Annotated in this window: 21 protein-coding genes; 10 read left to right on the top strand and 11 right to left on the bottom strand. The window is 70.9% G+C overall.

What is annotated here, in order from left to right; all coding sequences use genetic code 11:
• The first annotated feature begins 29 nt into the window (after positions 1-29).
• From E4P42_RS10000 to E4P42_RS09975, 6 genes are all read left to right on the top strand, one after another.
• Positions 30-800: an enoyl-CoA hydratase/isomerase family protein gene (locus E4P42_RS10000; RefSeq protein WP_135125705.1), complete on the top strand. Its 771-nt coding sequence runs from the start codon at positions 30-32 to the stop codon at positions 798-800.
• A gap of 129 nt (positions 801-929) precedes the next feature.
• Positions 930-1,586, top strand: a complete 657-nt coding sequence (locus tag E4P42_RS09995; protein ID WP_135125703.1) for a TetR/AcrR family transcriptional regulator — start codon at positions 930-932, stop codon at positions 1,584-1,586.
• A 109-nt stretch (positions 1,587-1,695) separates the two neighbouring features.
• Entirely contained in the window at positions 1,696-2,064 is a 369-nt protein-coding gene (locus E4P42_RS09990; protein WP_167759433.1) for a nuclear transport factor 2 family protein, read from the top strand.
• A 13-nt stretch (positions 2,065-2,077) separates the two neighbouring features.
• Positions 2,078-2,716, top strand: a complete 639-nt coding sequence (locus tag E4P42_RS09985) for a carboxymuconolactone decarboxylase family protein (protein WP_135125699.1) — start codon at positions 2,078-2,080, stop codon at positions 2,714-2,716.
• A gap of 1 nt (position 2,717) precedes the next feature.
• Positions 2,718-3,422, top strand: coding sequence for a GntR family transcriptional regulator (locus E4P42_RS09980; protein WP_167759432.1), 705 nt, complete (start codon positions 2,718-2,720; stop codon positions 3,420-3,422).
• A complete protein-coding gene (locus tag E4P42_RS09975) occupies positions 3,419-4,189 on the top strand; it encodes an SDR family NAD(P)-dependent oxidoreductase (protein ID WP_245233964.1) in 771 nt (256 codons plus the stop codon). Before E4P42_RS09980 ends, E4P42_RS09975 begins: the two co-directional genes overlap by 4 nt.
• Here the strand turns inward: E4P42_RS09975 and E4P42_RS09970 are convergent.
• The 5 genes from E4P42_RS09970 to E4P42_RS09950 are packed head-to-tail and all read right to left on the bottom strand — an operon-like array spanning position 4,186 to position 10,818.
• Positions 4,186-5,082: an LLM class flavin-dependent oxidoreductase gene (locus tag E4P42_RS09970; protein ID WP_167759431.1), complete on the bottom strand. Its 897-nt coding sequence runs from the start codon at positions 5,080-5,082 to the stop codon at positions 4,186-4,188. The two genes, E4P42_RS09975 and E4P42_RS09970, sit on opposite strands and share 4 nt — an antisense overlap.
• On the bottom strand, positions 5,079-6,263 hold the full coding sequence (locus E4P42_RS09965) for an LLM class flavin-dependent oxidoreductase (protein ID WP_135125693.1): 1,185 nt from the start codon (positions 6,261-6,263) through the stop codon (positions 5,079-5,081). The genes E4P42_RS09970 and E4P42_RS09965 overlap by 4 nt, the downstream gene beginning before the upstream one ends.
• A 27-nt stretch (positions 6,264-6,290) precedes the next feature.
• Positions 6,291-7,661, bottom strand: coding sequence for a 4-hydroxyphenylacetate 3-hydroxylase N-terminal domain-containing protein (locus E4P42_RS09960; protein WP_135125691.1), 1,371 nt, complete (start codon positions 7,659-7,661; stop codon positions 6,291-6,293).
• Between the two features lie 17 nt (positions 7,662-7,678).
• Positions 7,679-8,491 (bottom strand): enoyl-CoA hydratase/isomerase family protein, encoded by an 813-nt coding sequence (locus tag E4P42_RS09955; protein ID WP_135125689.1) that lies wholly within the window; start codon positions 8,489-8,491, stop codon positions 7,679-7,681.
• The gene (locus E4P42_RS09950) at positions 8,488-10,818 is read right to left on the bottom strand and encodes an acyl-CoA dehydrogenase (RefSeq protein WP_167759430.1); all 2,331 of its coding nucleotides are present in this window, start codon (positions 10,816-10,818) and stop codon (positions 8,488-8,490) included. The genes E4P42_RS09955 and E4P42_RS09950 overlap by 4 nt, the downstream gene beginning before the upstream one ends.
• Before the next feature lie 148 nt (positions 10,819-10,966).
• Between E4P42_RS09950 and E4P42_RS09945 the strand changes: the two genes are divergently transcribed.
• Entirely contained in the window at positions 10,967-12,124 is a 1,158-nt protein-coding gene (locus tag E4P42_RS09945) for a zinc-binding dehydrogenase (RefSeq protein ID WP_135125685.1), read from the top strand.
• Here E4P42_RS09945 and hisS read toward each other — a convergent pair.
• Both hisS and E4P42_RS09935 read right to left on the bottom strand, forming a co-directional pair.
• Positions 12,121-13,386, bottom strand: coding sequence for a histidine--tRNA ligase (gene hisS, locus E4P42_RS09940; protein WP_135125683.1), 1,266 nt, complete (start codon positions 13,384-13,386; stop codon positions 12,121-12,123). The genes E4P42_RS09945 and hisS overlap by 4 nt on opposite strands.
• Positions 13,383-14,048, bottom strand: coding sequence for an MBL fold metallo-hydrolase (locus E4P42_RS09935; RefSeq protein WP_135125681.1), 666 nt, complete (start codon positions 14,046-14,048; stop codon positions 13,383-13,385). The genes hisS and E4P42_RS09935 overlap by 4 nt, the downstream gene beginning before the upstream one ends.
• Positions 14,049-14,180: 132 nt before the next feature.
• On the opposite strand from E4P42_RS09935, the gene E4P42_RS09930 reads away from it, so the two are divergent.
• Positions 14,181-15,059, top strand: a complete 879-nt coding sequence (locus tag E4P42_RS09930) for a peptidylprolyl isomerase (RefSeq protein WP_135125679.1) — start codon at positions 14,181-14,183, stop codon at positions 15,057-15,059.
• A 9-nt stretch (positions 15,060-15,068) separates the two neighbouring features.
• Entirely contained in the window at positions 15,069-16,067 is a 999-nt protein-coding gene (locus E4P42_RS09925; protein ID WP_135125677.1) for a peptidylprolyl isomerase, read from the top strand.
• 76 nt (positions 16,068-16,143) lie between these two features.
• On the opposite strand, the gene E4P42_RS09920 is transcribed toward E4P42_RS09925, so the two are convergent.
• Entirely contained in the window at positions 16,144-16,497 is a 354-nt protein-coding gene (locus E4P42_RS09920) for a hypothetical protein (protein WP_135125675.1), read from the bottom strand.
• A gap of 54 nt (positions 16,498-16,551) precedes the next feature.
• Between E4P42_RS09920 and E4P42_RS09915 the strand changes: the two genes are divergently transcribed.
• Complete coding sequence (locus tag E4P42_RS09915; protein WP_135125673.1) at positions 16,552-17,076, top strand: helix-turn-helix domain-containing protein; 525 nt, start codon at positions 16,552-16,554, stop codon at positions 17,074-17,076.
• Here the strand turns inward: E4P42_RS09915 and E4P42_RS09910 are convergent, their stop codons facing one another.
• Genes E4P42_RS09910 through E4P42_RS09900 form a run of 3 tightly spaced genes read right to left on the bottom strand, consistent with a single transcriptional unit; the run spans position 17,077 to position 21,641 of the window.
• On the bottom strand, positions 17,077-19,434 hold the full coding sequence (locus E4P42_RS09910; protein WP_135125672.1) for a bifunctional (p)ppGpp synthetase/guanosine-3',5'-bis(diphosphate) 3'-pyrophosphohydrolase: 2,358 nt from the start codon (positions 19,432-19,434) through the stop codon (positions 17,077-17,079). It lies immediately after the preceding gene.
• A gap of 42 nt (positions 19,435-19,476) precedes the next feature.
• Complete coding sequence (locus E4P42_RS09905; RefSeq protein ID WP_135125670.1) at positions 19,477-20,001, bottom strand: adenine phosphoribosyltransferase; 525 nt, start codon at positions 19,999-20,001, stop codon at positions 19,477-19,479.
• A complete protein-coding gene (locus E4P42_RS09900) occupies positions 19,998-21,641 on the bottom strand; it encodes an ABC transporter substrate-binding protein (protein ID WP_135125994.1) in 1,644 nt (547 codons plus the stop codon). Before E4P42_RS09900 ends, E4P42_RS09905 begins: the two co-directional genes overlap by 4 nt.
• Positions 21,642-21,648: the final 7 nt, after the last annotated feature.

Here is a 21,648-nt window from a genome sequence, read left to right as displayed (position 1 = left end):
TCACGTTCACACACCGAGAGGACGGCGCCGTGCTCGACCCCGCCATGTACCGCACCATCGAGATCACCGTCTCCGCCGACGGCGTCGCCGTGCTCACGCTCAACCGCCCCGACCGCGCGAATGCCGTTGACGACGTGATGCATTCGGAGCTGTCGACGGTATTCGCCGCCGCCCAGGACGACAGCCGGGTACGGGCGGTGGTCCTCACCGGCGCCGGCCGGTCGTTCTCGACCGGAGGCGACGAATCCCCGGATCGCGCGTACGCCACCCGCACCGGCCGCACCCCGATCGAGGAGGCCCGCCACATCGTCGAGGACATCGTCGGGCTGTCGAAACCGCTGATCGCCGCCGTCAACGGGCACGCCATCGGCCTGGGTGCGGTGCTGGCCACCCTGGCCGACATCTCGTACATGGCCGACGGCGCGAAGCTGGGCGATCTGCATGTACATGCGGCGCTGCCGGCCGGCAACGGCGCGGCGGCCATCTGGCCGCTGCTCGTGGGCATCAACAGGGCCAAACACCTCCTCATGACGGGCGAGATCCTCACCGCCGCCGAGGCCGAACGCTTCGGCCTGATCACCCGGGTCCTGCCGGCCGCCGACGTGGTGCCGTCGGCGATGGCCACCGCCGGACGGCTCGCCGGCCTGGCGCCGCAGGCCGTGCAGGGCACCAAGGCGTCGGTCAACCGTCTGCTCGCCATGGCATGCGGGGCCGTCCTCCCGTTGTCGCTGTCCCTCGAGGCCGCCGCCATGGAGCACGACGACTTCCGCGCCGCCATGGCGCGACTCGATCGACGCTGAACATCCCGGACGCTACGACGCCGACACGAAATTGTCAACGTCTACGTTCACGTTCACGAACGGTCTGTCCCTAGTGCGCCGCTGCAGCTCGCAGCGCTGATGGCGTAGGTTGACACGACGACCCGGCAGGTGAGGAGGCCGACGATTCCAGCCGCACGCCCCCAGAGCGACAACGCCCGACGCCGGGCCGAACGCCGCACCGCCGACCGCCGCGCCTCCAACGAGCGTTGGCGGACGATCCTGGAAGGCGCCACCGTCGTGTTCCGGCGGGAGGGGTTCGCCCGCGCCCGGCTCGAGGACGTCGCCACCGAGGTGGGCATCAACCGCGCGTCGCTGTACTACTACGTCGGCACCAAAGAGGAACTGCTCGTCGCCCTCATCGACCAGCCCGCGCACGAGATGACCGCGCACTGCCGCGAGGCGCGAGACGCCGATGCGCCCGCCGACGAGAAGCTGCGTCGCGCGTTGCGTGCCTATCTCGACGATCTGCAGAACTATCCCGAGCTGTTCCTGTTGTTCAGCGAGAGCCAGCACATCGCGGTCATCCCCGAGGCCGAGGGCATCGTCGCCAACGCCGACGCCTACGGCAAGACGCTGCTCTCCATCATCGAGGAGGGTGTCGCCTCCGGGGTGTTCCGCGCCGACCTCGACACCCGGCTCGTCATGCTCGGCATCCTGGGCATGCACAACTGGATCCACCGCTGGTATGTGCCCGGCGGCCGCAACACGCTGGCCCAGATCGGCGATGTGTTCGCCGAGATGGTGCTGTCTGGCGTGCGTCGCTGACATCGGAACTGTACGCGATTTCGCCCCCATAGCCGCCAACGGCACTGTTGACGGGTCGTTCATCACTGCGATTGAATACAATCCGGTTCGACTCGACGATGGGAGCGCGATGACCGACGACGCCGCCCTGGCCAAGCTCACCGCCCAGTACTGCCACCGGTTCGATGACGGCGCGATGGATGCGCTGCTGGACCTCTTCGACCCCGACGCGACCGTCGAGTTCGGCGGTCAGCGGCCGACCGGTCACGAGCAGCTCAGCACGTTCTTCACCGCCATCGCGGCCGCGACAGCGGGCGGCCGGCACCTGTGTGTTAACCACGAGTTCGACATCGACGGCGAAACCGCCTCCGGCGTGGTCGATTTCCTGCTGATGCGGGCCAACGGCGAACCGCCGATGGTCGGCCGCTACCACGACACCTATCGCAGAAACGACGGTCGCTGGCGCTTCGCCGGCCGCACGATCGTCCCCGCCGGCTGAACAGGAGCCCACCGTGCCACGTCTGAACCAAGTGCCCAGGGCCGAGGTCGGCGACGACTTCACCCGCAGCATGTACGACTTCATGTTCGGCGACCGCGACCCGGTCGCCGAACCCGGGGCGGTCGGCGGCACGACCGGCGACTGGTGGACGGTGTTCGCCCAGTCTCCCGCCGCGTTGCGCCACGCCGTGCGGGGCTTCCGGCTCTACCGCCAGGAGGTCAGGATCCGGGCCGACCACCGCGAACTCGGCCAGATCCGCGCGGGCTGGGTGGTCGGCAGCCAGTTCGTCTTCTCCCAGCACTGCAAGGCCTGCCGGTCGGCGGGCCTGTCGGAGGAGAAGATCGCCGCGATCCCGTCCTGGCAGACCGCCGACTGCTTCGACCACACCGAACGGCTCCTGCTCGCCTACACCGACTGCCTGGCCGCCCAGCACGGACGCGTCCCCGAGACGCTGTTCACGCAGTTGCGGGCGGTGTTCAGCGACCAGGAGATCCTCGAGTTCACCTACACCACAACGATGTACGTGATGCACGCGATCATGTCGCGCGCGCTGCGGCTGGAGTTCGACGACCGCGACGACCCGGTGGTCGAGGTGTCCTCCGCAGACGGCGAGGTGCTCGACATCGGTGCGGCCACCTCGGGCGGTGCGTGAGGTGACCGATCCGGCGATCCCGCGCGGCCGCTCGGAGCGTGCCTACCGGCTGATCCGGCGGGCGATCGTGGAGGGGCAGTTCGAGCCGGGTTCCCGGCTGGTGGAACAGCGCATCGGGGAGATGTTCGACCTGTCCCGCACCCCGGTGCGGGAAGCGTTGCGCGCGTTGGCCGCCGACGGGTTGGTCACCATCGAACGCAACCGCGGCGCGGTGGTGGCGACGATGTCGGAGACCGACATCCGCGACCTGTACGAACTGCGCGCGCGCCTGGAGTCCCTGGCCGCCGAACGCGCCGCGATGCGGATGACCGCCGACGGCATCGCCGAGCTGGACCATGCGATCGCCGAATTCGACGCGGGCATCGAGGCGGTGGCCGACCCCGACGTCGCCCCCGAGATCGGGCTGCGCCAGATCACCGCCGCCAACAACGCCTTTCACCAGGCCATCGTCGACGGCGCCCAGCACCGGCGGCTGTCGGCGCTGCTGGTGCACGCCGTCGACATCCCGCTGGTGTACCAGGTGTTCCGCCATCAGAGCCGGGCGCAGAGCGAACGGTCGAACCTCTTCCATCGCATGGTGCGCGATGCCATCGCCGCGGGCGAGGCCCAGCGGGCCGGTGCGCTGATGGCCGAGCACATCATGCAGGGCCGCGACTCGCTGCTCGCGCTGCAGGACCAGCCGGCCCGCACCACCCACGCGTCGTGACCGTCGCAGTCATCGAACGGTTCCGGCTCGACGGGCAGGTCGCCGTCGTCACGGGCGCCACCTCCGCGCTCGGTATGGCCATCGCCCGGGCGCTGGGCACCGCCGGCGCCCGGATCGCCCTGGCGGGCCGGCGCATCGACGAGGTGCGCGCCCAGTGCGCGCTGCTGACCGCGGACGGCATCGACAGCACCGCCGTGCGGGCCGACGTCGCGGTCCCCCGGGACTGTGACGACGCGGTCGCGGAGGTGATGGGCACGTTCGGGCGGGTGGACGTGCTGGTCAACAACGCCGGTGTCGGTACCGCCGCGCCGGCCACCCGCGAGGACCCCGAGCAGTTCCGCCGCACCGTCGAGGTCAACCTGATGGGTGCGTACTGGATGAGCCAGGCGTGCGGCCGGGTGATGGCACCCGGATCGGCGGTCGTGATGATCAGCAGCATCCTCGGGCTCACCACCACCGCCCTGCCCCAGGCCGGGTACGTCTCGAGCAAGGCGGGCCTGCTCGGGCTGACACGCGACCTGGCGCGGCAGTGGACCGGCCGCAAGGGCATCCGGGTCAACGCGATCGCACCGGGGTTCCTCTCGACGGGCCTCACCGAGCTGACGCCCGACGGCTTCAACGACGAGTTCGTGACCACCCGGGTGCCGGCCGCGCGACTGGGCACCCCCGAGGAGGTCGCCGCCGCGGTGCTGTTCCTGGCCAGTCCGGCCGCGTCGTTCGTCAGCGGCGCCACCCTCGCCGTCGACGGGGGCGCGCTGATCACCTAGCCCGCGCGGCGCGCGAACAGTGTCGCCGCGAGGTGGTCGAGCACGGCCGGGTCCACCAGCTCGGGTGCGTAGAGGACCTCCGGCGGGAAGTACAGCACGATCTCGTCGATGCCGATCTCGGCCCAGCGGGCCACCCAGTCCTCGAAGGCGCCGACCGACGACCAGATGGGATCCGGGGTGGTCGCCGGGTTGCCCGCCAGGATCTGGCGCCGGACCGTGCGCGGGTCGCGGCCGGCGGCCGCGCAGAACTCGTCGAGCGCGGCCGAGCGGGACTTCGTCACCGCGATCAGTTCGGCGGACGACAGCCCCCACCCGCCGAAGGAGCTCCAGATGTCCCCATGTCGCGCAACCACTTCCAGGCTCTCGCGGCGGTGCGCGGCCACGCACAGCGGTGGCCGTGGCGCCGCCACCGGCGCCGGGCGCAGGCGCAGGTGGTCGGCGCGGTAATGCCGTCCACTGTGGTCGACGGATTCGCTGCGGAGCAGCCGGTCGACGAGGCCCACTGCCTCGGCGAACCGCTCGGCCCGCTCCGCGGCCGGCCAGACCGGTGTCTGCACCGTCGCGTGGTCGGTCGGCGCGTAGCCCGCGCCCAGCCCGAGCTGCAGGCGGCCACCCGACATCTGGTCGATGCCGAGGGCCTGGCGCGCCAGCATCACCGGATGGCGCAGCACCACGTTCGCGACCAGCGGACCGATCAGGATGCGGTGGGTGCACGTCGCGATGCCGGCCAGCGTGGTGAGCGCCTCCAACCAATTGGCCCGAGGCGCCGCCGGGTTCACGATGTGGTCGTCGATCCACAGGCTGCGGAACCCGAGGCGCTCAGCCTGCTCGCACCGGTCGATCAGCGTGTCCCACCCGACGTTGGGGAACAGCAGCACCCCGAAGTCGGTCACGTGGCGGCGGGCAGGGCTTCGGCTTCCGCGCGGCGGGCGTCGCGCTCGGCGAGGAACTTCTGGGTCTCGCCGGCGATGGCGCTGTAGATGTTGCCCATGAGCCGTTCGCGGTGGAAGATCGTCCAGTCCCGGCTGCGCTCCAGCGGTTCCAGGCTGTCCTGGAACTTCGGCATGACATAGCGGCTGATCAGCTCGTAGGACTTCAGCGTCGCCTCGCGGTTGGCCCATTCGTGGGCCATCAGCAGGTAGGTGCCGAACCCGCCGGACTTCTCGTGCAGGCGACGCAGTTGCTCGACGGCCATCTCCGGCGTGCCGATCACACCGACCCCGGTCTCGTTGACCGCGGACACGATGTCCTCACCCGGGTCGAAGTCACCGAGAATCGGGATGGCGCCGACGTTCTGGAAGTAGTCCACCCACTGGGTGAGCCCCTTTTCCACGTCGCGGCGGGCCTGCTCTTCGGTTTCGGCGATGTGCATCGGCCCGCACAGCCGCCAGCCCTCGCGGCTGACCGTGTTGCCGTGCGCGGCGGCGGTTTCGGTGGCGGTCCGCCAGTTGCGGGCCAGCGCGTCGAACGCCTTTCGCTGCGTGGCCGCGATCGACAGCAGGCCGACCCCGAACTTGCCTGCGGCCACCGGTCCCGACGGTGACGCGGTCACCGCCACGCTGACCTCGATGCCCGGACGGCTGTAGGGCCGAAGCTGCAGACGGGCGTCGCGCAGGGTGAACCAGTCGGTCTCGCGGGTCACGGGTTCCTCGTCCCGCCACAGCGCGAGCACCGCCTCGAGGCCCTCGAGCATCATGTCGCGCTGCCGGGTGGTCTCGATCCCCATCATGTAGGCGTCGCCGGGCAGCGCACCGGGGCCCACGCCCACGATGAGCCGCCCGCGGGTGAGGTGGTCGAGCTGCACCATGCGGTCGGCGAACATGAACGGGTGGTGGTACGGCAGCGAGGCCACGCCGGTGCCGAGCCGGATGCGCTTGGTCCGCGCCGCGGCCGTCGCGATCATCAACTCCGGTGCGGCGATGATCTCCGTTCCGCCAGAATGGTGTTCACCGAACCAGGCCTCCTCGTAGCCGAGGTCCTCGACCGCCTCCACCAGCTGCAGATCGCGTTCGAGCGCAAGCGTGGGGTTCTCGCCGACCATGTGATACGGGGCTATGAAGACTCCGAAGCGCATACCGCCAATCTACGTCCACGTTCACGTTCACGCAAGGCCTGCGGCCCGGCGGGCCAGTCGCTTCGCGCGATCCATGTCGTAGTGCTTGCGGGTGACCAGCCGCTGCGCGAACAAGCCGCCGCCGGACTGCACGTTCGTCACCAGATGCCAGCCGCCGTAGGAGTCGGCGGTGCTGTCGCGGATCGCGTGGAACAGCTTGGCGCGCACCTCGCCCGGTACGTCGGCCGATCCGGTGAGGTACTTGCGCAGATGCTCGCCGATGTCGGGGTTGTCGAGGTCGGCCATCGACGGTGTGGTGATCACCCCGCCGCCGGCGATGTCGTGCAGGTGGCGCACCATCAGATTGAAGTTCGCCGCGCCGAGGTACTTCGTGGCGTTGGTGTAGAGGTCGTCGGGATAGTAGTACCCCTCCGGTGTGGTGTGGGCGTTGCTGATCGCGGCCTCCATCCCGGCGCGCAGGTTGGTCGCGTGGATCATCAGCTCGTCGATCTTCTCGCGCACGTGGGCGATCCTGGCGGTGCCGTTGGCCTCGGCGATCAGTTGGGCCAGCCCCACCATCTCGTCGGCCTGCTCCACCATCACCGCCGTGCCGCCGAGGCGCTCCCACAACCCGAGCGAGTGGGCGAAAACCCCGGCCCGGTCGGCGATTCCGTCGAGGAAGACGTGCTCATGCGGCACGAACACGTCGTCGAACACCACGAACCCGTCGGGCATGCTGCGGCGGGCGCTGAGCGGGTAGTCGCGTTCGTCGCCGCCGCGCGCGTGCACGGTCCGGCTGATCACGTGCACCCCGTCGGCGTTGACCGGCACCGCGCAGGCGATCGCGTAGTCCTCCTCCCCCGGCTTCATCGACTTGGTCGGCATCACCATGAGGTGGTGGGCGAACGGTGCGGCACTGATGTGCAGTTTGGCGCCGCGGATGACGACACCGTCGGGGCGCCGCTCGACCACCCGCACGTACTGATCGGGATCCGGCTGTCCGGCAGGGGCTTTGGAGCGGTCGCCCTTGGAGTCGGTGATGCACTCGGCGATGCGGATGTCGTCGCGGCGGGCCCGTTCGACGTAGGCGTTGATCCGCTCGACGAACTGCGGATACTCCGACAGCCGCATCGCCGCGACCACCAGGGTCATCAGCGACTGGTAGGTCACGTTGAGCAGCAGGTCCATCTCGGTGAGCACCGGCACCCGCTCCCGCAGTTCGGCGACGCTGTGCGGCGCCTCGACCAACGGGTTCACCGCGTCTGCGCCGCCGCTGTAATACTCGTCGTAGCCGGCCGCCACCGCGTCCAGTGCGGGCGCCAGCAGCGGATCGGTGTCGAGGTCGTCGACCAGCTTGCCGTCCTGGTAGATCCGGCGCCCGTCGCGCAGCGATTCTTTGTACTGCTCGCCTGTCATCATGTCGGTATCGGCTCCTGTCAGGTGTTGGTGAACGCGGGTGCGCGGTGCTCCAGGAAGGCGCGGACCGCCTCGTCGTGGTCGGCGGTCAGTGTGGTGACGACCTGACTGCGGTTCTCCAGATCCAGGCCGGCCTGCAGGCTGCCGACCTCGAGTTGGGCCCACATCACCTCCTTGGTCATCCACAAACCCATCGGGCTGTGACCGGCGATCTGCCCGGCCAGCCGCAGCGCGGCGGCCGGCAGCTCGTCGGCGGGCACCACCTGGTTGACCAACCCGATCGACAGCGCCTCGACCGCGCCGACGCGCCGACCGGTCAGCATGATCTCGAAGGCTATGGTGGCGCCGACGATCCGCGGAAGCAGCCAGCTGACGCCGATGTCCGTGCCGCCCAAGCCGAGCCGGATGAACGCCGAGTGGAACGCCGCGGTGTCGGCGACCACGCGGAGATCGCACGCCAGTGCCAGCCCCATCCCGCCGCCTGCGGCCGCCCCGTTCACGGCGGCGACCACCGGCTGGCGCAGGGCGCGCAGCGTGGTCACCAGCCCGGCGATGTCCTGTTGCAGCGCCATCCGCGCAGCGGGCGTGCGTTGGGCGGGATCGGCGACCCGCTGGGCGTAGAAGTCGACGTCCAGCCCGGCGCAGAAGGCCCGGCCGGCGCCGGTGAGCACCACCACGCGGCAGTCCCGGTCGTCGCGGATGCGGTGTAGCGCCGCGCGCAGGTCGGCGATGAGGTGTCCGTCGAGCGCGTTGAGGGCCGCGGGCCGCTGCAGTGTCAGCAACGTGACGCCCGGCGCGGCCGCGGAGAGCGTCACCGTCGGCTCGGGGGTCACCGGTGGGTCCGTTCGTTGTAGGGGCGACCGCGGTCCGGGTCGACGTCGCGGGGCAGACCGAGCACCCGTTCGGCGATGATGTTGCGCTGAATCTCCGAGGTGCCGCCGGCGATGCAGTACTTCTTCATCTCCAGGAACGAGCGGGTGCCCGCAGGCATCGGATCGCCGGCGGGCCAGCCGAGCGTGAGGTCGGGGCGCAGGTCGACGCGGACCCGTTCGGCGCGTTCGTGCAGGTCGGCGCTGACCAGTTTGCGGACCGAATCGATCGCCCCGGGATCACGATCGGGCGTCGCGGCAGCCCGGAACGTGGCCGCCTGCAGGGCGCGTTCGTCGACCAGCAGATCCTGTAGGCGATGTCGCACGTCGGCCGTCGCCCACGCACCCGCGTCGACGGCCTCGGCGATGAGCGCGTCGGCCACCCCCGGCCCGACGACCGGTGATCCGGTCAGGCTGTTGCGCTCCTGCATCAAGGTGCTGATCGCGACCTTCCAGCCGGCGCCCCGCGGGCCCAACCGCGCCGCATCCGGGATGACGACGTCGGTGAGGAACACCTCGTTGAACTCGGCGTCGCCGGTCATCTGCCGCAGCGGCCGCACCTCCACACCCGGCGTGCGCATGTCCAGCAGGAAGTACGTGATGCCGTCGTGTTTCGGCAGCTGCGGATCGGTGCGGGCCATCAGCAGGCCGTAGTCCGCGGTGTCGGCGAAAGAGCTCCAGATCTTCTGCCCGTTGATTCGCCACCGGTCCCCGTCGATCGCGACGGCCGACGTCGACAGCGACGCCAGATCCGATCCCGCGCCCGGTTCGCTGAACAGCTGACACCACCGGTGCTCGCCGAGCGCCAGCGGGCGCAGATAGGTCTCGCGCTGCTCCTCGGTGCCCCACAGGGCGATGGTGGGGCCGGCCAGCCAGACACCGACGAAGTCCTCCTCGGGGCGGTCGACACCGCGGCGGCGCAGCTCCTCGACCACCGCGCCGCCGGCCTCGCGGTCCAGTCCGCGTCCGCCGTGCTCGCGTGCCCAGGTGGGTGTCGCCCAGCCCGCCGCACCGAGTTCGCGGTACCACTGACGCCGGGTGTCGGTGTACTTATGACCGGCCGGCGGCGGCGCGGTGTCCGCGGCGACCTCCGGGGTGAGGTGGGCGGCCAGCCAGTCCCGTAGTTCGGCGAGCACCGGGCTGTCACCGCCGGCGGGCGTCACCTCGGCCGCGGCGGCGCCCGGCTGCCGGCCGGCGACCAGGTCGCCGAGCCGCGCCCGGTGGGCGGCCGGCGTGTCGATCAGGTACTGGTCGGCCTTGGCGCGCCGCACGTACAGGTGCGCGACGTGTTCCCAGGTGTAGCCGATGCCGCCGTGCAGCTGGATCATCTCGACGGCGTTGCTGACCGCGGCGTCCCCGCAGTGGGCGGCGGCCACGTGCGCCGCGAACACCGCCTCCGCGGTGGCACCACCGGGATCCGCCAGGCCGCGAACGGCGTACCACGCACTGCTGGAAGCCAATTCGGCGCGCACCGCGGCGTCGGCGAGGCGGTGTTTGAGCGCCTGGAAGGAGCCGATCTGCCTGCCGAACTGCCTGCGGTCGAGCAGGTAGCGGCGGGTGAGCTCCACGCAGTGCTCGGCGATCACGGCCTGTTCGGCGGCCAGCAGTGTCATCGCCTGGACCCGCACCTCGGCCAGAATGCGTTCGCCCGCACCGCATTCGCCGATGGCACGGGCCGACGCGCCGGCCACGGTGAGATGAGCGGTGGGCCGGGTCGGGTCGAGGCAGTCGAGCCGGTGGCGCGCCGGCCCGCCGTCTTCGCCGTCGAGCGCGAACAGCGTCGCGCCGTCGGGGGTGTCGGCGACCACCAGGACCAGGTCGGCGTCGGCGCCGTCGGGGACGTGCCGCAGCTGCCCGTCGACCCGCCAGCGGCCACCGTCGCGCGTGGCGCGGCCCCGGGTCCGGGCCAGCGTGGCGGTGCGGCGCCCCTCGACCAGCGCGGGCAGCAGGTCCGCGCATGCCGCGTCGTCCCGGGTGGACAGCAGCGCTGCGGTGGCGAGGCAGGCGGTGGCGAAATAGGGGGCCGGCACGAGCTCACGGGCGAGTTCCTCGCACACGATGGCCTGCTCGACCAGACCCGCGCCACTGCCGCCGTACTGCTCGGGCACCGCGATGCCCAGTAACCCCAGGGCGGCGAGCGACGACCAGCCCGCCCGTCGCGCCGTCGCCGGATCCGCGTCGCGCAGGTCGGCCAGCGGGAGTTCCTTGGCGACCAACGCGCGCACCATGGCTCGCAGATCGTCGTGCTCGCTTGTCGGGCCGGCCGCTGCGGCCATCGTGGACGCCACCATTTTGTATACATTAGGGCCGATTTGACGGCTGTCAATGCCCTGGCGGTGCCTATACGACGGTTTCGTATGCAATCCGGTGAAGCACGCCGGGGCTGCTCTACCCGACGTGCGCGACGGCGCATACTGCCCGCATGAACTCGGAGCGCCGATGAGAGCTGTCAGCTGTGAACAGGGCACCCTGGCGGTGGTCGACCTGCCCGCACCCCGTCCCGCGCGCGGCCAACTGGTGCTCGACGTCCGGCGCTGCGGCATCTGCGGGTCGGACCTGCACGCCAAGGACCACGCCGACGAGCTGACCGACGTCATGACCGGGGTCGGCTACCCCGACTTCATGCGCAGTGACACACCGGTGGTGATGGGCCACGAGTTCTGCGGTGAGGTGGCCGAGCGCGGCAAGGGGGTCGGCAAGGAGTTCGCGCCCGGGACCCCGGTGGTGTCGTTCCCGCTGGTGCGCGCCGCCGGCAGCGTGCACCTGACCGGACTGTCACCGCTGGCCCCCGGCGGGTACGCCGAACAGGTGCTCGCCGAGGCCTCGATGAGCTTCGCCATCCCTAACGGGCTCGACCTGGACACCGCCGCACTCACCGAACCGATGGCCGTCGCCCTGCACGCGGTGCGGCGCAGCGAGATCGGCCGGCGCGACACCGCGATCGTCATCGGATGCGGGCCGGTCGGACTGGCCGTGATCTGCCACCTCAAGGCGCTCGGCGTGCGGACCATCGTCGCGAGCGACTTCTCGGCCACCCGGCGCGACCTGGCCACCCGCTGCGGCGCCCACACCGTCGTCGACCCGGCCGTGGACTCGCCCTACGAGGCGAGCGGTCAGTCCGGCGCCATCACCGCGGCCCCGCAACTGTACGAACTCGGCGTCGGCTCGATGGAGAAGCTGCGACGGCTGCCGGGCTGGTCGCACCTCTACCGGGTGGCCGACAAGCTCGGCGCCGCGGGCCCCAAGCGCCCGGTCGTCTTCGAGTGTGTCGGCGTGCCCGGCGTGATCGACGGCATCATCGGCGCCGCCCCACTGCAGTCACGGGTGATCGTGGTCGGCGTCTGCATGGGCGCGGACCGCCTGCACCCCGCCATGGCGAACGGTAAGGAGATCGACCTGCGGTTCGTCTTCGGTTACACGCCTCTGGAGTTCCGCGACACCCTGCACATGCTGGCCGAGGGCAGGCTCGACGCGTCCGCGCTCATCACCGGGACCGTCGGGCTGGACGGGGTGGCCACCGCATTCGAGGTGCTCGGCGCCGCCGAGCACCACGCGAAGATCCTCGTCGACCCGCGCAGCTCCGCCGTGGCGCCTTAGCTCACGCGCGAAACCACTACGCCGACAACGTCGTCGGCCGCCACGTCGACCTGCTCACCGGTGGCGAGATCCTTGACGCCGACGGTGCCCGCCTCGACGTCGCGGTCACCGGCGACCAGCGCCAGCGTCGCCCCGGACCGGTCGGCGGCCCGCATCGCGCCCTTGAGCCCCCGGTCGCCGTAGGCCAGGTCCACGCGCACCCCGGCGGCGCGCAACTGCGCGGCCACCACCGCGAGCCGGAGTTTGGCCGTGTCGCCGAGCGGTACGCAGAACACGTCGCAGGTGCTCGCCTGGCCGACCTCCCGGCCCTCGGCGCGCAGCGCCAGCACCGTGCGGTCCACGCCGAGGCCGAACCCGATGCCGGAGACGTCCTGACCGCCGAGCCGGCGCATCAGCCCGTCGTAGCGTCCGCCGCCGCCGATCCCGGACTGCGCGCCCAGGCCGTCGTGGACGAATTCGAACGTGGTCTTGGTGTAGTAGTCCAGTCCGCGCACCATCCGCGGGTTGATGACGAACGGCACCCCGAGCGCCTGCAGGTGCGCCTGCACGGTCTCGAAGTGCTGTTTGGCGCTGTCGGACAGGTGGTCGAGCATCACCGGCGCGGCGGCGGTCATCTCCCGCACGTGCGGCCGCTTGTCGTCGAGCACCCGCAGCGGGTTGATCTCCGCGCGCCGCCGCGTCTCCTCGTCGAGATCGAGCCGGAACAGGAAGTCTTGCAACAACTCCCGGTACTGGGGGCGGCATGTGTCGTCGCCCAGCGAGGTGATCTCCAATCGGAACCCATCGAGACCCAGGGAGCGGAATCCGGCGTCGGCGACCGCGATCACCTCCGCGTCGAGCGCCGGATCGTCGATCCCGATCGCCTCCACGCCCACCTGCTGCAGCTGGCGGTAACGGCCGGCCTGGGGCCGCTCGTAACGGAAGAACGGCCCCGAGTAGCACAGCTTGACGGGCAGCGGGCCGCGGTCGAGCCGGTGTTGGATGACCGCGCGGATCACCCCGGCGGTGCCCTCGGGACGCAGAGTCACCGACCGGTCACCGCGGTCGGCGAACGTGTACATCTCCTTGGAGACGACATCGGTCGACTCTCCGACCCCGCGGGCGAACAGCGCGGTGTCCTCGAAGATCGGCAACTCGATGTGGCCGTAGCCGGCCCGGCGGGCGGCGGTCAGCAGCGCCTCACGCACGGCGACGAACTGCGCCGACTCCGGCGGCAGGTAGTCCGGCACACCCTTGGGTGCCTGGAACGCGGTCTCGGTCACAGAGTCAGTCCTTCGAGGAACGGGTTGGTGCGCCGTTCGGCGCCGATCGTCGACCGCGGCCCGTGACCGGGCAGCACGACGGTGTCATCGTCGAGCACCAACAGCTTGGTCAGAAGCGACCCCAGCAGGTCGCGTCCGCTGCCGCCGGGCAGGTCGGTACGCCCCACCGACCGCCGGAACAGCGTGTCGCCGGTCAGCGCGACCTGCTCGGTGTCCCCGGCGAGCCGGAACGTCACCGACCCGCGGGTGTGCCCCGGCGTGTGGTCGACGGTGACCGCCAGCCCGCCCAGGTCCAGCGTGGCGCCGTCGCGGTCGAGTTCGACGAGCTGGCGGGGTTCGCGGAACATCGCGCCCAGCAGGACCTGGCCGATGCGGGGACCGAAACCCTTGATCGGATCGGTCAGCATGAACCGGTCCTCGGGGTGGATGAACGCCGGGCAGCCGTAGGTGTCGGCGACCTTCTGGGCCGACCAGATGTGGTCGATGTGGCCGTGGGTGAGCAGCACCGCCGCCGGGGTCAGGCGGTGTTCGTCGAGGATCCGGCGCAGGGGCGCAGACGCCCGCTGGCCGGGATCGACGACGATCGCGTCCGACCCCGGTCGTTCGGCCAGCACGTAGCAGTTGCACGCCAACATGCCCGCCGCAAATCCGGTGATCAACACGTGTCCCAGTTTCCCATGCCGGGACGGGCGCCGATTCTGTGCGGGTCGATCACCGCACACTCAGCAACTTTTGGCACACTCGGTGCCGACCGAACGCGGAGACGACCGCGTGAACGAGAAGGGACAGCGGCGGTGCCGACCAACGAACAACGGCGCGCGGCGGCCAAGCGCAAACTCGAACGCCAACTCGAGCGCCGGGCGCAGCAGGAGCGCAAGCGACGGATCATGACCATCGTGGGCTCCGCGGCAGCGGCGGTCGTGGTGATCGCGGCCGTCGTGGCGACCATCGTCCTCACCAATCGGGACAGCGGCGAGAACACCGCGTCGGCGGAGGCGTCCACCAGCACGTCGGCCGCCCCGGTGCAGCAGGCCGCCAACGGCACCCTGCCGCCCTTCACCCCGCCGGCCAACCTGGGCGCCGACTGCCAGTACCCCGCCGCCGGGGATCCCAGCAAGCCGGTCGACCCGCCCCGCGCCGGTCAGGTGCCCACCGAACCCGCGCAGGTCACCGCCAGCATGACCACCAGCCAGGGCAACCTCGGCCTGGTGCTCGACAACGCCAAGGCGCCGTGCACGGTCAACAGCTTCGCCAGCCTCGCCCAGCAGGGCTACTTCAACGACACCCCGTGCCACCGGCTGACCACCAGCCCGAGCCTGTCGGTGCTGCAGTGCGGCGACCCGACCGGACAGGGCACGGGCGGGCCGGGCTACCGGTTCGCCAACGAGTACCCGACCAACCAGTACCAGCCCGACGACCCGGCGCTGCAGGAGCCGGTGACCTACCCGCGCGGCACGCTGGCCATGGCCAACGCCGGCCCTGACACCAACGGCAGCCAGTTCTTCCTGGTGTACAAGGACTCGCAGTTGCCGCCCGGCTACACCGCGTTCGGCACCATCGACGAGACCGGCCTGGCCACCCTGGACAAGATCGCCGCGGGCGGTGTCGAGGGCGGTGGCCAGGACGGCGCGCCGACCACCGACGTGCAGATCACGTCGCTGCTGCTGGACTGATCCGGCGAGATGAGTCAGCCGCCCGGACCGTACCCCCACCCGGCACCGCCGCCCGGATACCCGGGCGGCTACCCGCCGCCCGGCGCGCCGCGGCCCACCAACTCGCTGGCCGTCGTCGCCCTGGTGTTCGGGATCCTGTTCGCCCCGCTGGGCATACTGTTCGGCCACCTGTCGCTGTCGCAGATCAAACGCAGCGGTGAGGAAGGCCGCGGGCTGGCGATCGCCGGGCTGGTGATCGGTTACGTGCTGACGGCGCTGACCATCGTGGTCGTGGTCCTGAGCATCCTGTTCATGCTGGCGGTCGCCCAGACCGTCGAGGAGCACTACCGCCCCGGCGAGTCGCCGCGCTACACGGCCGCCCCGGACGGCACCGGCGAGCTGCCGGCGTTCGACCCGCCCCGCGGGCTGGGCGCCAATTGCCAGTACCCGGCCAGTGGCACGCCTGCGGACAAGCCGGTGACCCCGCCGCGGGACGGCCGCGTGCCGACCGACCCGGCCCAGGTGAGCGCCAGCGTGTCGACCAGCCAGGGCAACATCGGCCTGCAACTCGACAACGCCAAGTCGCCCTGCACGGTCAACAACTTCGCCAGCCTGGCGCAGCAGGGCTTCTTCGACAACACGGAGTGCCACCGGCTGACCACCGCCCCGGCCATGAAGGTGCTGCAGTGCGGCGATCCCACCGGAACGGGCGCAGGCGGCCCCGGCTACCGCTTCCCCAACGAGTACCCGACCAACCAGTACCGGCTGTCGGATCCCGGGTTGCGCCGGCCGATCGAGTATCCGCGCGGGACCCTGGCGATGGCCAACAACGGGCCGGGCACCAACGGCAGCCAGTTCCTCCTCGTCTACGGCGATTCGCAGCTGCCGCCGACGCACACGGTGTTCGGCACCATCGACACCACCGGCCTGGCCACCCTCGACAAGATCGCCGCGCGCGGGGTGGCCGACGGCGGGGAGGACGGGGCGCCCGCCGCCGAGGTGACGATCACCAGCGCCCGCCTGGACTGAGTCCCCGCGAGCGGACGCAATATCACGCGAAACAGACTCGCGGAGGGCTACTTTGCGGCTGCTCGCGAGGGAACGGTCAGCCCTGGGCGGGGGCGCGCAGCGAGGCGGCCACCGCCTCCGCGTCGGGCAGGCTGACGATCAGCACGTCGTCGCGCTGACCGCTCAGGGCGATCCGCACGGCCGGCACGTGCGCCCGCGCCACCGCGAACGTCCGCCGGCCGCGCTGGCGCCAGGTTCCGATCTTGGCGCGTCCGGGCAGGCCGAGCCCCGGCGCCCGGGCACCGGTCACCGCGGCCAGCGGTTCGGTGACCACGTCCACGGCCGTCACCGCCGACAGCGGCACCCGCAGGTCCCCGCGTAACGCGGCGATCTTCTCGCCGACCGTCAGCCGCACCTCGAGATCCTGTCCCACCCGTCGCACCTGCGCCATCACGGCTCCTTTCTCACTAATGAGAATAATAGCAGCGTTGATACCATTCGCCCCGTGGCCACCGCCGACGTGCTGCTGCACCCGCTGCGCCTGCGCATCGTGCAGGCGCTGCTCGACGGCAGCGTGCTGACCACCGCCGCGCTGCGCGACGCGCTGCCCGACGTGCCGACGGCCTCGCTGTACCGGCACATCGCGACGCTGCTCGACGCGGGTGTGCTGCAGATCGTCAACGAGCGACCGGTGCGCGGCGCGGTCGAGCGCAGCTACCGGCTGCACCTGCCGAGCGCCGTGGTCACCCCGGACACCGCCCGCACGATGACCCGCGACGAGCACCGCCGGGCCTTCACCGCGTTCGCCACGATGCTGCTCGCCGACTTCGACCGCTACCTGGCGCGCGCCGAGATCGACTTTCCCGCCGACGGGGTGGCCTACTCGCAGGCGGCGCTGTGGCTGACCGACGACGAGCTGGCGGAGATGAGCCGGGAGATCGCCGAGGCGGTCACCTCGCGGATGGCCAACGGCCGCGCCCCGGGCCGGGTCAAACGCCTGATCAGCACCGTGCTGATGCCGGGCCGGTGATCAGGCCGCGCTGGTGACGCGGTAGACGTCGTAGACGCCCTCGACGTTGCGGACCACCCGCAGCAGGTGGCCCAGATGCTTGGGGTCACCCATCTCGAACGTGAACCGGCTGATCGCCACCCGGTCGTTGGAGGTGGTGACCGAGGCCGAGAGGATGTTGACCTTCTCGTCGGCGAGCACGCGGGTGACGTCGGAGAGCAACCGGTGCCGATCGAGCGCCTCGACCTGGATGGCCACCAGGAACACCGACGACGGCGACGGCGCCCACTCCACGTCGATGATCCGCTCGGCCTGCTCCTGCAGCGACGAGGCGTTGGTGCAGTCGGTCCGGTGCACGCTGACCCCGCCGCCGCGGGTGACGAACCCCATGATCTGGTCGCCCGGCACCGGGGTGCAGCACTTGGCCAGCTTGGTCAGCACGCCGGGCGCACCGGGCACCGCGACACCGGTGTCGTCGGTGCTGCGCTGACGCACCGGCATGGTGGCCGGCGTCGACCGCTCGGCGAGTTCGTCCTCGGCCGCGTCGTCGCCGCCGAACTGCGCGAGCAGCCGCTGCACCACGTGCCGGGCCGAGACGTGACCCTCCCCCACCGCGGTGTAGAGCGCGGAGACGTCGGCGTAGCGCAGTTCCCGGGCCAGCGCCGCCATCGACTCGGCGTTCATCAAGCGCTGCAGGGGAAGTCCGCCGCGGCGCACCTCGCGGCCGATGGCGTCCTTACCGGCTTCCAGCGCCTCCTCGCGGCGCTCCTTGGCGAACCACTGGCGGATCTTGGCCTTGGCGCGCGGCGACACCACGAAGCTCTGCCAGTCCCGCGAGGGCCCGGCGTTCGGCGCCTTGGACGTGAAGATCTCCACGACCTCGCCGTTGTCGAGTTTGCGTTCCAGCGCGACGAGGCGGCCGTTGACCCGGGCGCCGATGCAGCGGTGCCCGACCTCGGTGTGCACCGCGTAGGCGAAGTCCACCGGCGTCGACCCGGCGGGCAGCGTGATCACATCCCCCTTCGGGGTGAACACGAAGATCTCCTGGACCGCGAGGTCGTAACGCAGCGACTCGAGGAACTCGCCCGGGTCGGCGGCCTCCCGCTGCCAGTCGAGCAGCTGGCGCATCCAGGCCATGTCGTCGATCTCGGCGGCGGCGTGCCCGGCCGGCGCGCCGTTGCGGCCCTTGTTCTCCTTGTAGCGCCAGTGCGCGGCGATGCCGTATTCGGCGGTGCGGTGCATGTCGCGGGTGCGGATCTGCACCTCCAGCGGCTTGCCCTCCGGCCCGACGACCGTGGTGTGCAGCGACTGGTAGACCCCGTAGCGCGGCTGGGCGATGTAGTCCTTGAACCGCCCCGCCATCGGCTGCCACAGCGAGTGCACGACACCGACCGCGGCGTAGCAGTCGCGGATCTCGTCGCACAGGATCCGCACGCCCACCAGGTCGTGGATGTCGTCGAAGTCGCGGCCCTTGACGATCATCTTCTGGTAGATCGACCAGTAGTGCTTCGGCCGGCCCTCGACGGTGGCGTTGATCTTCGACGTGGTCAGGGTGTTGACGATCTCGGCGCGGACCTTCGCGAGGTAGGTGTCGCGCGACGGCGCCCGGTCGGCGACCAGCCGCACGATCTCGTCGTACTTCTTCGGGTGCAGGATCGCGAACGACAGGTCCTCGAGCTCCCACTTGACCGTGGCCATCCCCAGCCGATGGGCAAGCGGGGCAATCACTTCCAGGGTCTCGCGGGCCTTGCGGGCCTGCTTCTCCGGCGGCAGGAAGCGCATGGTGCGCATGTTGTGCAGCCGGTCGGCGACCTTGATGACCAGCACCCGCGGGTCACGGGCCATCGCGATGATCATCTTGCGGATGGTCTCGCCCTCGGCCGCCGTGCCCAGCGCGACCTTGTCGAGTTTGGTCACCCCGTCGACGAGGTGGCCCACCTCGGTGCCGAACTCGGCGGTCAGCGCTTCGAGCGTGTACCCGGTGTCCTCGACGGTGTCGTGGAGCAGCGCCGCGATCAGCGTGGTGGTGTCCATACCGAGTTCGGCCAGGATGTTGGCCACCGCCAGCGGATGGGTGATGTACGGGTCGCCCGACCGGCGCAGCTGGTCGGCGTGCCGCTGTTCGGCGACGTCGTAGGCCCGTTGCAACAGCGTGAGGTCGGCCTTCGGGTAGAACTCGCGATGCACCGCGACCAGCGGTTCGAGCACCGGGTTGACCGTGCTGCGCTGAGCGGTCATCCGGCGGGCGAGGCGGGCGCGCACCCGGCGCGAGGCGCTCGACGATTGCTTCGGCGGCTCCGCCGGCGCCGGCGGTTCGGGGATGTCGACGACCGGTAGGGGCGCAGTGACCGGCGCGGAGGTCGACGTGTCGTCAGCCATCAGTACACCTCCTCGTCATCGCACAGACTTCGAGGATATCGCTCACACCGTGTAGAGGCTGGTGACGGGCAGTGTCCCGACGGCGTCGCGGCCGCGCAGCGCGGTCAGCTCCAGCACCACCGCGGCGTTGCGCACGGTGGCTCCACCGCTGGTGAGCAGGCGCTGCGCGGCGACCACTGTGCCACCGGTGGCGAGCACGTCGTCGATGATCGCGACCGTGCGCCCCGTGATGTCGGTGCCGTCGGCCGGTATCTCCAGCGTCGCGCTGCCGTATTCGAGGTCGTAGGTCTGGCTGTGCACCGGCGGCGGCAGCTTGCCGCCCTTGCGCACCGCGAGCACGCCGGTGCCCAGGCGCAGCGCCACCGCGGCGCCGAGTAGGAAACCGCGGGCGTCGATGCCTGCGATGAGGTCGGCCCCCTCGACGGATGCGGCCAGCGCGTCGGTGACGGCGGCCAGGCCCTCGGCATCGGCCAGCAACGGGGTCAGGTCCTTGAAGGCGATGCCCGGTTCGGGGAAGTCGGGCACTTCGCGCATGAGCGACTCGATCAGATCGGCGATCTGGGTCACTGCGACAACCTCCAGCGGTCCATATTCCAGCCGGCGCCCCAGCGCGTCGGATTGCTGCTCACCGCGTACATGTTCGACGAGGTCAGCAGCGTGCGCTGCTGACGGTACAGCGGCAGCGTCGGCATGTCCCCCCACAGGATGGGCGCGCCCTCGGACAGCAGACGGGCGAGTTCCTTGGGGTCCGAGGTCACCGCCAGCGATCCGACGATGCCGTCGATGCGCGGGTTCGAGTAGCCGCTCAGATTGTTGCCGTTGCCCGTGTGCAGGGCGTACGCGTCGAGCGCCGAGGAGCCCGTCGAGCCGCTGCCCGGCGCACCGCCGGTGCCGGCCAGCAGCACGTCGATCTCGTTGTTGCGCAACGACAGCGGGCCGACCTCCGGGCCGGCGGCATCCTCGACGGTGATCCCCGCCGGGGCGCACGCGTTGGCGATCGCGCCGACCGTGGCGGCCAGCCGGGCGTTCGGGCTCTGGTAGCCGATCCGCACGGTGAGCGGCCGGTTGTCCAGCGCTGCACGGGCGGCCGCGGGATTGGCGACGGCGAACTCACCGGCCTGGGGGGTGGCCTCGGCGGCGGCGAACGCGTCCTCGGAGGCGGGGTTGAGCCGCGCGTTGGCCACCGGAACCTCGGCGTTGCGGGCGATCACGTCGCGCGGGGTGCAGTGGGCCAGCGCCCGGCGGGCCGGCGTGGCGGCCAGCGGTCCGCGCGGTGCGAAGATCAGCTGCTCGATACCCGCCGACGGGCTGTCCTCGCGGACGTAGCCCTCGGGCATGTTGAGGATGCCCGACGAGCCGGCGGCGATGTCGACGACGTCGTAGGCGCCCTCGTTGACCCGTTCCTGGATGTCGGCGCCCTGCGGGTGGACGGTGACGCGGTTCGTCACCGCGGGGGCGCCCCACCACTTGTCGTTGGCCACCAGGGTGACCGCGCCGTCCTCGCCGACGGAGTCGATCTTGTACGGACCCGACGACGGGAACTTCTTCAGGTCGATCCCGGGTTCGAGGTTCCAGGTGGTGTTCCACGCCTGGGCGATGCGCTCGATGGCGGGCACATCGCCGGCCTGCAGCGCGGCGGTGACGTCGAGGCCCAGTTCGTCGGCGATCACGTGTGACGGCATCAGCGCGGTCGCGGCGAACAGTTGACCGAAGTCGACGAAGCCGCGGTCCGGGACGAACGACACCCGGGCCTTCTTCTGTCCCGGGGCGCACTCGACCGAGGCGATGTCGCTGTAGCCGCCGCGGTTGGCGGCGTCGAACTGCGGATTGCGGCCGGACTGCGACGCCCAGGCCAGCACGAGGTCGTCGCAGGTGACCGGCTTACCGTCGGAGTACACCGCTTCGTCGCTGATCTGATAGTCGAGCACCAGCGGTGCCCGCCCGACCACCGCGATGGTGCCGAAGTCGTGGTCGCCGACGATCTGCCCGTCGGGGCCGTGGTAGTTGAACCCGGTCAGCACCCGCGCGAACGCCTGCGGACCGCCCGACGCCGCACCGGCGACCGTGTTGGTGTTGTAGCTGATCAGCCCGCCGTCGACGGCGTAGTCCACCGATTCGGCGGGGCCGTTCGCGCATGAGGTGAGCGCCGTGGCGGCCAGCGTGACCACCGCGGCGGCCGTCGCGGCACGCCGGATGCCGAAGCCCATGCGGCCA

The sequence above is a fragment of the Mycobacterium sp. PS03-16 genome (assembly GCF_004570325.1).
Lineage (GTDB): Bacteria > Actinomycetota > Actinomycetes > Mycobacteriales > Mycobacteriaceae > Mycobacterium.
Note: the sequence above shows the minus strand (reverse complement) of the source record. Positions and strands in the feature narration are given on the sequence as shown.